This window comes from Photobacterium indicum, from assembly GCF_003026215.1.
GTDB classification, from domain to species: domain Bacteria; phylum Pseudomonadota; class Gammaproteobacteria; order Enterobacterales; family Vibrionaceae; genus Photobacterium; species Photobacterium indicum.
The window spans coordinates 186,015-197,627 of sequence record NZ_PYOC01000001.1; the positions used below are offsets into that span (position 1 = coordinate 186,015).

Annotated in this window: 6 protein-coding genes; 2 read left to right on the forward strand and 4 right to left on the reverse strand. The window is 39.9% G+C overall.

Features of this window, described 5'->3' with window-relative positions; genetic code table 11:
• Positions 1 to 238: 238 nt before the first annotated feature.
• The 4 genes from C9J47_RS00795 to C9J47_RS00810 form a co-directional block, all read right to left on the reverse strand.
• Entirely contained in the window at positions 239 to 979 is a 741-nt protein-coding gene (locus C9J47_RS00795) for a phosphatase (RefSeq protein ID WP_107251809.1), read from the reverse strand.
• Positions 980 to 991: 12 nt separating this feature from the next.
• Positions 992 to 3,112, reverse strand: coding sequence for a tRNA(Met) cytidine acetyltransferase TmcA (locus C9J47_RS00800; RefSeq protein ID WP_107251810.1), 2,121 nt, complete (start codon positions 3,110 to 3,112; stop codon positions 992 to 994).
• A gap of 142 nt (positions 3,113 to 3,254) precedes the next feature.
• Positions 3,255 to 4,229, reverse strand: coding sequence for a ParB/RepB/Spo0J family partition protein (locus tag C9J47_RS00805; RefSeq protein WP_006228676.1), 975 nt, complete (start codon positions 4,227 to 4,229; stop codon positions 3,255 to 3,257).
• A gap of 8 nt (positions 4,230 to 4,237) precedes the next feature.
• Positions 4,238 to 5,452: an AAA family ATPase gene (locus C9J47_RS00810; RefSeq protein WP_006228677.1), complete on the reverse strand. Its 1,215-nt coding sequence runs from the start codon at positions 5,450 to 5,452 to the stop codon at positions 4,238 to 4,240.
• 1,316 nt (positions 5,453 to 6,768) lie between these two features.
• Here C9J47_RS00810 and C9J47_RS00815 point away from each other — a divergent pair.
• Positions 6,769 to 8,769, forward strand: a complete 2,001-nt coding sequence (locus C9J47_RS00815; RefSeq protein WP_107251811.1) for a replication initiator protein RctB domain-containing protein — start codon at positions 6,769 to 6,771, stop codon at positions 8,767 to 8,769.
• Between the two features lie 437 nt (positions 8,770 to 9,206).
• Positions 9,207 to 11,471: a patatin-like phospholipase family protein gene (locus C9J47_RS00820; protein ID WP_107251812.1), complete on the forward strand. Its 2,265-nt coding sequence runs from the start codon at positions 9,207 to 9,209 to the stop codon at positions 11,469 to 11,471.
• Positions 11,472 to 11,613: the final 142 nt, after the last annotated feature.

The following is an 11,613-nucleotide window of genomic DNA, read 5'->3' on the forward strand; positions in this document are numbered from 1 at the left end:
TTTGTATCTCGAAATCCCTTGTAAGCATGAAGCATGATTTAAAAAAGGTTCTGTTTCTCGCAAAAAATAACGCGAGTCAAAACAACCCTCAAGATCTTAACTGTAGACGATAAATTGACGATAAAGTATTTTTTTGTAGTTAATACATTTGGTTGTATTAAAAATAAGAGAGGTTGATTTACAGTGTAAATAGATTCTCAAGGTGAAAAACAAAATTTACACTGTAAATAGAAACACGCTAGAGGTGAGCTAACTCTGAAATCGTACTTTTACCTCTCTCCTCAAGGAAGTTCAGAAAAGATCGAGGATGACGAGTTATAATACTCTCGGTTGGAAAGTTAACTTTTTTCAATAACGGTTCAACACTTTCAAAGTTACCCACATCAGCAGCGAAGTGAGCATCAGATCCAGTTGTAATTCGACCACCAATTTCTTTTATATACATTGCTATGTCTTCACAACGGATTTCGCTACCAACACGTGAACCACTTAATGATGAGTTATTTATTTCCATCACAACGTTGTGCTTAGCTGCTTCCTTAAAAACAGATTCAAAGTCAAAATCGTAATTGGGATTCCCAGGATGCCCAATCGCATCAACGCGGCCAGAACGAATAACATTTAGCAAAGCTTGGGTATGATCTGCTTTATTGGTGTATCTAAACACAGGCTCATGAAAACTCGCCATAACCCAATCTAATTGATTGATAATGCGTTCTTCTAAATCAATCTCTCCCTCAATATTTAAAATATTCGCTTCAACGCCACGTATAACAGCAACCCCATGAAGAATACGTGGAATAACTCGTTGGTTTGCGAAATGCCAAAAATGCGGAGCACCAGGCATCGTCGGGGCATGATCTGTCACACAGAACATTTCCAACCCTCTTTGCGAGGCAGCCGCGGCATTTTCCAATACAGTGCTATAAGCATGGCCGCTAGAAATTGTGTGCGTATGTGTATCAACAAGAAACTGCATAATGTCCTTTTCCTACAATGAAGATTGATAATGCTGGGTAATGTAAGAACGTAAAGCATGTTCTGCATGTTTTCGACTTGGTAATGAAAACTGCGCAACAACCGTATCCCAACTCTGTTTCTGAAGCACTTTAACCACCGCCAAAGCCGCAGTAGGATCATGGATAAAATCGTCTGAACTGACCCATTCAGATAACCAAGATTCAATACTCGCGATAGCTAAATCATACCCTAACCCTCCTTGACAATAACAACTTAATTGAAGGTCACGAAACGATAATGGCAGCGGCATGTACGTCGCAATATCTAACTGCGCAGAAGAATATTGAAAAAGGGAAATGAATAACTCATTCTCAAGCTCATTAAATTGTTCAACTCGTTGGCTTAAGAAGTTTGCTGAAAATAGCGAAACAGCACATTGCTGCCAAGATTGTGCCGCGTCAGATATTGGTTGAACTGTTAATAAAGAATGGGTACCACTAGAAGCATCTTTGGTTACGCCTAAACGAATAGGTAAGAAACCTGCTTTGCGCCAAAAAGACACCAACTCAGGGGCAGCGGCAAAACTGGTTCCGATATAATCTAACTGTTGTTGACCAGCCCACTCTTGAGTAAAATCCAATAATGATGAACCAATGCCTTGTTGTTGTAAAAAGGGATGCACAGCGATACGAAGTATACGTGCACAATGCTGAGTTGCCCCTTGTGGGATTCCGATATGAGCCGCTACAGATTGCGCTAATAAATGTCCCTTTACTCTCCGCTTGCCTAACATAATTTGCTGCGCTAAATCGGTGTCGAAACCACCTTCAAGAGAGACTAAACAACAACCAACAATGCTACTATCACCCTCGTCACTCTTCAACTCTGCCACTAATAACTGCATATTAGCGTCATCAAGCAGTTGGCTAATATCATTAGGCGAAGTTTGATAATGCGCGTTAATTAAAAGCCCAAACAACGAAGATAACAAAGCTTCATCAACAATAAGTTCTTTTGTTGGCACCGTGCGATACGTAATTTCTAAGCTCGCTCTTGTTGATAAGCGATGACTTGGGATAACATCAGTATCGAGTAATAAAGCGCGAAATACCCAATTCTCTAAGGGGTCGTTAATCGCCCAGCGAATAGGTTGAGTAATCGATAACTGACGCCATTGTGGTGTTTGCAGCTCAAGTTGTTGACGAAACTTGATAGCAAAACCTCGCCCAGTCCCTTCATAACCATGAATCGTACTGGCGAAAGCCACGCGGTTATACTGGCTCAACATCTGCGAAAGTAAAGGTGCTGGAATGGCAGCTGCTTCATCAACAATCAGGAAATCTATGTCGGGCAGTGTTGTCAGTAATGTATCTGGGGCGAAAAAAACCATGTCACTCGATTCGAACGATAGACTTTTTTGTTGATTATAATCGATACCTAATGCGTTTGCGGCTCTTGTAAATAAAGTATTCACATTCGCAAAACTTGGCGATGTCACCGCAATACGAATTCTACGTTCCGTCATTAAACTTGCTGCAGCGATACCTAACGCAGACGATTTCCCTCGGCCTCGATCAGCAGTTAAAACAAGAGGACGTTTTCTATGTCCAGTCACCACTTTTTTAATCGCTTCAACAGCTAACGTTTGCTCTTGAGTTAAACAATTGAAGCGTAAATCTTGGTAATCATTTCTAGCGAAATCAGAAGGAGGAAGATCTGGAAGGCAAGTCTCTGACTGCTGAATCAGCAAAACATCAGGTTGAGATAACAATCGAACTAAGCGCTGAATAAAAGGCAATTGTGTTTGCGTATCATCAAACCAGCCACTCGGAACTAATAGCAGTAATAAGCCCCCACCAATAACAGTGCCAGAAAGTGCGCCAAATGCATCAGCGTCAAAGCCGTTATGCGCATTAAATACTAAACAATGCGTTTCTTGTCCTAAGAGCTTTTTTGCTTTTTTAATCGATAATGAGTCGGCGTTTTCAGGCGCATTCTCCCCAGCCCAAAAATAGCTTGGATAACCAGAAGTAAAGGAATTAGCAAATTCAGTTCCCCACGCTAGGTCACCCGCTAATACCACTAAATGACGGCAATTAGCGTTCTTTGCTTGAGCTATTAATTGGGATGAAAAAGGTAATAAATCAGACATAGTGATACTCATAAAACAACAACCTACTGATCATAGCACCCGATGATATACCCAAGCTAGACCGCTATCTGATCTAGTTAAATACCAGATATAAAAAAGCCACGTCGACTGACGTGGCCTTTAAATAAAAAATCAAAAAAACTTATTTTAAATAATCGTTTAAATAAGCCAAAATATCTTCGACTTGGCGATCACTCATTTTTTTTAGTTTAAGCTGAAGCTTGTCACCATCTCGAGTAAAAGTCACTTTTCCTTTAACCAATTCTTGCGCTTTGGCCTTTTCAACTAAAAGCTTGGGCTGCAGTGAGTCCCCCATTTGCTCAAGTTGAATCGTGACTTCTCGCGTAATTCTAGTAATGCCCTGCGCATCAATTCGCTTCCACATCGCACTGTCAGCTGACGTTAATTGTTCAATTAACTGCTGCTGCTGTTGCCCTGCAAGGCCAAAGTAAATACGATGTAATTTAACAATTGTTGGTCGACCTAATTCACCAACACTTGGATATGCCATTAGCAATTCCATTGGTAAACTTGCCGCTTTCAATGCACCACTGACTAATGCTTCACTGCACTGACAATATTTGGCGAGCTCTTTTTGATCCGTAACTTTGCCACTATCAAGCAGGGCTTGCATCTCTTTGCCACGTTCAAATAATGACAAGGGTTTATGTGCATTTGCGACATCAGATAGAAATTTAGCATGTTCTGTATTAATGCCTTTTGCGACATAAATCAGAAAGTCTTTATCAGCTAAAATACATGACATACGACGACGGCTACCGTCGAGTACTTCAATTTTGCCATCTTCTAGCCAACGACCAACAGCAGGATACTGCTGACCACGATCTTTTAATGTGGTAAGAATGTCGGCTAGAGCATGCTCAGTTAAAAACGCTTGTTCACGTGCATTTTGTGAAAAAACCTGGGTTTTCGTTTTTACTTCTGCGGCATTAATTTTAATCAGCTCAAAAGCAACCGTTTCTTCACCTGCAATTGCAAGTTCAATAACAGCGGCTTTATCTTTTGCTGCTGTTTGTGCTTCTGTCACATTGGTTGCACGGCGTTTATCCGCTTTACCAAACAGACGAGCATTAAGATCTTTGGTTTTAATCGCCATCTGTTATGTTACTCCTGGTTTAAATTTGCCCAGTGACTATGCATCACTCGCTCTAATTCCAGACCAACACGCTGAATTGCATCTTGTGCTGTTGAAAGAGTTTTCTTACCCCCTTCAAACTCAGCAGCTGTTAGATCAAAAACAGTACTATACGTATCAGCACATGTTTCAAAAGCACGGCTACGAGGAACTGTCGCCATCATTACTTGCTCTTGTAGCAGGTAATTCATCTCGGTTAATACCGATACTTGCTTTTTATTATCATCTTCAAACATTGTTGGCATAAGTCGAATAAACTCAAGGCCATGCCATTCTTCCGGAAACATTTCATATACAGTCGGTAAATGCTGGAAAAAGTTAACGGTTGAAGCCCAATCAAGACGTTTAGCCGCACACGGAATAATCAGCGCATTTGATGCATACATCGCATTCCAAACAAGTGGATCAATGTGTGGGCCAGTATCAATCATGATGATATCGAATTCGTCAGCAATAGGATCGAGCATGCGCTCTTTTAACAAACGAACGATATCTAAGTCTTGATTTACCGCCAGATCTTGCCATGCATCCGCATTAAACATCGCATCTTCTGGGAAGGCTGCAATCGTCTTTAAGTTAGGATATTGAGTAGGCAAAACCACGTTATCCATCAAGAAATCTCTATCCATTTCTTGACCTTCTGGCACATTTCCAAGCATTACATCGACGGCAGAATAAATGGTATCTTGCTTGCCAACACTGATTAATGGGTTCAGAAATAGACGTAATGATCCCTGTGGATCGAGGTCAATTAAACAAATACGGTAACGCTTATCAAGGTCAAGTGCCAAACAAGCCGCAATATGAACGGCAGTCATTGATTTACCAGTACCGCCTTTTTGGTTTTGGACGTTAACAACCCAAGGCTTTCTTCCCGCACCTTCACGTTCATGAAAAGCAGGTTTTTTAGCTGCCTTCATTAACTTATGCGCTTCATCTAGCGTAATTGAATAATGATTAGCATTATTTTTTGTAAATTGATGCCCCGTCGCTTCCATACGAGAAATTGCATCATCAAGCTTTCTGCGCGTTAATCCAGAACGTGTTTCCATCAATGCTTTTGACATTGGAGGGAAGTGTTCATCACGGCGTTCTTCTAATACGATCTCAATTCGATCAGCTTGAACCTGTTTTGTTTGCTCAGCAATATTGAGCAAATTCTGTATCGTTTTTTCCCTATTCATTTTTATTATTCGCCATTACTGTTGACTGCAATCCATTGTACAGCAAAGCAAAACTAGAACAATAAAAAGCTGAACATATGGATGTGATGTTAATCTCAAGTAAAAAACTCCGTTAATGCAATAAAGCTAAATTTTAAGATAAATAATTGCTTGATGTTTACTGATAATCACACAGTAAACATCAAATATTAAAACTGTTACAGCGTCACCTTTTTACATTGTAAATCATTCTTGAAGAAGAAAAAGAGAATATAAAACTTGCTACCGGAAGCGTGATAAATTACGCCTAAACTACGGCTAGTGTAATTTCAATAATTTCAGCCTCATTTTAAATATGAAATCAGATAAAAACATACAACTTAGCTAATCTTGGTTCTAAACCGACGAAATACAGAAGGTAGGGGACTAAGTCAGTATTGCAGTACTTTAAGAAGACATACGATTGAATTGGCAATGACTTGATCATCGTTCTGGTTAAAAGCGCGCTATATCGAAACAATGATCAAGAGCGAGAAGATGAAATATACAATGTAAATTCAATAACTATGATACGAATAAGATCGGAAGTATGATCAAGGGCGATAAACAATAGCTATCAAACTTAGGGATCCCGCCGGAAGCATGTATCTCAGGTGATAATTTACGGTGAACGTAGGTTATAAAAGGGGTTTGTTGTTAACACAGACGCTAACAAAGCAAAAAAATTACGCTAAAATGGCAATAAATCGAAATTCAAACGCAAACAATAGCACTTGATCATTAATCCATAGTCGGACACATATAAAATCAGTAACATCTTACGGTTGGTGTAATTTCAATTTAAGCATAATAGAGCGCTAAAACCATTGAAAAGACACTACGAGTGATAAAAGTAGGTTGAAAAGCGTTTCCATGATCATCTTTCTGTGCCAAAAAATGGGGCTTTTCATCAAAAAAGTTTAAATTAGCCGAAAGCCTGTGGATAACCTTGGGGGTAAGCTGTAAATATATCTTGATCATCGTTACGAATCGCTAGTGATCATGGTTTCATGATTATAATGATCATACTTCCAGAACTTTAATGATCATGCTTTCAATGCTTTGTTGATCACTGTTCCATAAGATCCATGATCATACTTCCAAAGTGTTAACTTTTTAATTTGCTTATAATCAATGTGTTACGTGTAAATTTTCAACCTGATCATTAGATCAGTTAATCATATAGATCACTTTAAACATAAAGATCAGTATTTAAATCTTTAAATAAAAAGAACTTTCTTTCTGGATCTTTTTAGATTATTCTTTCGGAAAGATGATGCTTCTACGGCTAATGACAAATGAAACCGGCTCCAAATAACGATAAAAAAGTAATTGAGAAAATCCTGATCCTCGATCCGCGATCTCACAAAGATGGACATTTATTTTCAATTCCGCCGGCTTTGGTTGATTGGTTACCGCAGTATCAACATTTCAAGGGTGTGACCAAAAGCATCATTGAATTATTAAACTTGATCTCATTACGAGGCCTATCGACGAAAGACGGATTGGTTTCAACCACTGAACTTGTAGAAGCAACAGAAGGTCAATTAACGCGTGCAGCCATTCAACAAAGGCTCAGAGCTGCTGTAAATGTTGGTTTATTTAATCAAGAACCTGTTCGATTTGAACAAGGCCTTGCTGGTAAAACCATGCTTCATCATTTCATTAATCCAGCTTTACTGATATCTCAGCTTGGCACTGGCAGCTTGTTATCAGAACAAAGTAAAGAAAAAGATAAGCAAAAGCGCTCAAAAGCATTAGCGCAAAATCATGTTAATCGACGTTTGTTAAATGAATATGGGTTAGGTACTCCACCATCAATGCCTGATGAAGCGGATCAAATCGTTGTTTCACCCACCAGCTGGGCTGGGATCATTGATCAAGCGTTAGCCCCACCTCGTACTAAAAAAAGCTATCAAAAGTCAATGGTTGCGATCAGTGGTACCAAAGCAATCATTGAAACACGATCTTCAAAGTCGATCATGACTGTTGATGATCTGATGACGTTATTCGCGTTATTTACGCTAACGGTTCAATATCATGATCATCACTTATCTGATTATGAGATCCAATCTCGCACCTTGGGCAATAAAACGCCAGTCTATATTACCGATATTCTTGCCCTTCGTGGTAAAAAAGACAGTGGTCCAGCCCGTGATTCGATTCGTGAAAGTATTGATCGCATAGAATTTACAGACTTTCAACTGCATGAACTCACAGGCCGTTGGTTAAGTGACAACATGCCAGAAGGCTTTAAAAGTGATCGCTTCCGTTTTATTGCGCGAACAATCACAGCATCAGAAGAAGCACCACAAGAAGGCGATGATGGCGAGATCCGTATTAAGCCAAATCTTTATATTTTGGTGTGGGAACCGTCATTTTTCGATGAGTTGTTAACGCGTGATTATTTCTTCTTGTTTCCACCTGAAATCTTACGTCAGCATACTTTAGTCTTTCAGCTATACACCTTCTTCCGTAGTCGTATGTCACGTCGTGCCAATGATTCAATGATGCTCAGTGAGTTAAATCAGAAACTGGCACGTAATATTGAATGGCGCCGTTTCTCGTCTGATTTAATTCGTGAATTACGCAAACTTGCTGAAGGTACGGTGACTGCTGATGTCTTTGCGGTTAATTTGTTTGGTTATCACTTAACCATCAAACCTGAAGATGTGACTAAACGTTATTGTGATTATCAAATCGATATTAAGTGTGATGCTGATGAAGTGATCCGTTATTCTCGAGCTAAAACCACCAATGAAGGGAAGCGGAACATGGCACCAACAATGCCAAACCCGCTTCGTAACGAGATCATGCCTAAAAAGCAGCTTGATCAGTTATCCGAGATCATTGATGGTGAATTTGAACCTATTCAACGAAAAGAAGGCAGACCGAAGGGGCGTTTAGGGCGCCGCGTGAAGCTAAGAAAACACTTAGTTGAAATTAATGCTGATGAATTAACAATAGTTTTATCCAAATATACGTCATCAGAGGCGCTACAACGCAGTATAACGGCATTATCTGCAATGACTGGTCATTCAGCGACAACTGTCACAGAAGAGTGTCAGGCGTTCTTACAGAAGCTTGAGTGGTTATATGTGGGTACTGAAGTCGTTAGCTATGAAACACTGAGTAAGACGGTTGAGTTATACAATAATCAAGAAGGTGAACGACACTTATCCATTGAGCGTCTTATTTCTGGTCTTGCAGTACGCCGTAAGGTTTGTAAGCTTGTTCATGAAGGTCATGTCAATGAACAAGTATTGGCAGCATTAGATGATGTGGCTCGTGGCGTCTAAATGATAATAAAGTAATTATCATTAAGCTATTTACACTGTAAATATTTTGAACAATTTGCTTTAAAGCTACTCAGGAAAAATGTGTAAATATACCAATGGGAGACATCACTAAGATGTCTCCCATTTTTATTGGTTAGCCTTTCTCTTTTAATCATACAATCGCTAAACACATATTTTTTAACGTTTACTTTTAGCTGAATCCCCGTAAATTAGTAGTTGAATAGTAATACCAATCTAGACAAGTATTTGAGCATTCTTGCTAGTTAAAATTACTTATAGCATCGTTAGAAATTTCATCATTAGAGCCACTCGTTATTTCAATTTCTGCCTTGTTATTATCAATTTTTCCTGCGCAATTATTTGACCATTTACTTATCTAGAATGATATTGCACTTTTTACTGATGTATAAGGACGTATTTTGTTTAAGCAATATCGAATGCTAGGAAGTATTTTTTGCCTTATGGCGTTTAATCAAATGGCATTTGCCCAAGTGACCACTGATGTTGAGCCTAACCATGATAGGAAAAAAATAGGGTTAGTGCTCAGTGGTGGTGGCGCGAAAGGTGCTGCGCATATTGGGGTGATTGAAGTACTTGAGGCTAATCGAATTCCGGTCGATATTGTGACTGGTACTAGCATGGGCGCGTATGTTGGCGGCATGTATGCCATGGGATTAGATGCAACAGAAGTTAAAAACCGTACCTTTGGAGCCGATTGGGAGGGGGGATATAAAGAGCGAGTAGGGCGCAATGATTTAGTACTGCGCCGTAAACAACAAAATGATGATTACCAACTGCATACTGATCTCGGTATTTCCCTTGAGGGCGAGTTTAAATCCAAGCCGGGGGCATTTCAAGGGCAGGGTATGGCGGTGTTACTACGCTCATTAACCCACAATCTACCGACATTAAAAAGCTTTGATGATCTGGCTATTCCTTATCGTAGTGTTGCGACAGATATTGCTAAAGTTCAACCTGTTGTACTTGATTCTGGGCATCTTGCGACGACCATGCAAGCGTCTATGACAGTACCTGGTGCGTTAAAGCCTGTTATTTGGAATAACAAACAATTAGTTGATGGCGGGGTAGTGAATAACATGCCCGTGGATGTGGCTAAAAGCCTTGGCGCTGATGTTATTATTGCAGTTGATTTACGCGACCCTCTATTACCTGAAAGTGATCTTAATAGTGCGCTAAATATTATTTCTCAGCTAACCACTTTCATGACAAATTCAAATACAGATCATCAAATCAGCTTAATGAAAGAAGGTGATGTGTATTTACAGCCAGATGTGGCGTTTATGACCGCACCTGATTTCGATAAGATGGAATTAGCTTATCAAGCGGGTAAAAATGTTGCGCGAGCCTCTTTACCACAATTGCTGCCATATCAGTTATCTGAAGAAGATTACATTGCTTATATCAAAGCAAAACAAGATCGTCGTAGCCGTTTATCAAGTCGACCTGCATATTATATTGATAACATTGTGTTGGATAATCATACTTTGTTGTCGGATCAGGCATTGTTGGCCTTATTGGATCTTCCTGTTGATCGGGTTATTTCGACCGAAGAACTTGAGAAAGCGGTAGAGCGTTTGCATGCGCAAGATAACTTTTCTCGAATCACGTATTTTATTGATCAAAAAGGTGACGAGAACGTTCTGAATCTTGATGTGACAGAAAAGTCGTGGGGACCTGGCTACCTTAATTTTAAATTTTCATTTGAAGATGACTTTACCAATCGTTCCGATTTTTCGTTTGGCGCCCAGTACATTTATACCGATTTAACCGATCGTGGTGGTGAATGGAAACTGGAATGGGAAATAGGAAGCTGGAAAAAAGTAAATACTGAGTTTTACTTTCCTATTGATTACAAACAAGAGTATTTCACTGCTTTTGGTCTGGGATGGAATAACGAAATACGTAAATTTACCGCAGGGAACGACTCATTTTCAACGCTGGAACCAGGGCTGTTCAATTTCGAGACTCAATATGAGGATGTGAATACATTTGCTGAGATTGGCTGGAATATACGCCCGTGGAGCGCACTCAAGGTGGGTTATCAAGGGCAACGTGGTGATGTCACATTAATAGACAGTGATGGCACAAAAGAAAAATACACGGCTTACGGTCCTTATATTGCCGCGACTCACGATACGCTTGATAGTTATTACTTCCCATCAGCTGGTTTACTGGTTGATGCTCGATTCGGACATAGTCAAACCAGCAGTCAAGTCGGTAGTAACGAAGCAGATGATAAGACATTTTATTACGATATTAATCTGATGAAACCTTTCTCGTACGATAGGCATACAGTATCGGCTCTAGTGAAAACGGGTGGTTCAGATTCGAATGAATTACTGCCGATATATGTTCAAGACCTTGGTGGATTGTTCAATCTATCAGGATATCATCGCTACGAATTAAATGGCCGTTACCGTGCTTTTGGTGCGCTTATTTATCGTTACCGTTGGATCGATAATGACTTTGGCATCTTCTCTACCCCGATTTATCTTGGCGGATCATTAGAGCAAGGTGGTGTGTGGAATGATAAGTCAGACATTAGTTGGAATAGTGCGATTACTGCGGGCAGTGTTTACATCGGGATTGATTCTCCGATAGGGCCTGTTTATTTAGGCTATGGTCTAGCGGATGGCAAAGAGAGTTCGGTCTATTTCTCTTTGGGGGGCTCCTTCAAATAATGAAAGCGATTGATTAACAACGTGAATATTTTGACATTAGGCTGACATTTTACCGAAGAGAAAGGGCAAACTGGTTAGCGATATAACCTTTGTCCCTTTCAATAAGAGCTGCGGGATGTTGAATAGTCTGTCATGGATGGTA